1 pseudogene is annotated in these 244 nt (G+C 45.1%); it reads left to right on the forward strand.

Annotated elements, in window-relative coordinates:
- Nucleotides 1–244, forward strand: a pseudogene (locus tag AB4558_RS22020) (bifunctional aspartate transaminase/aspartate 4-decarboxylase); the annotation flags it as partial.

The following is a 244-nucleotide window of genomic DNA, read 5'->3' on the forward strand; positions in this document are numbered from 1 at the left end:
TAACTTGTCTAATGGACTCAGAAGGTCGCTACAAAGCCGCTTGTAAACGCATCATCCGTGAGCGCTACACAACGCTTTACAAAAACATGGGTGTAGCAATCGAAGAGAACAAAGACCGTGTGGATTACTACACACTACTAGAGCTAGACACGCTAGGTGGCAAACTTTACGGTCAAGAGTTTGTCGACTGGTTCAAAGCTAACGAGAAAGGTAAAGACTTCCTATTCCGTCTTGCTCACGAAAC

Origin of the sequence: Vibrio sp. 10N.222.51.C5 (assembly GCF_041474575.1) — a bacterium.
GTDB classification, from domain to species: domain Bacteria; phylum Pseudomonadota; class Gammaproteobacteria; order Enterobacterales; family Vibrionaceae; genus Vibrio; species Vibrio crassostreae_C.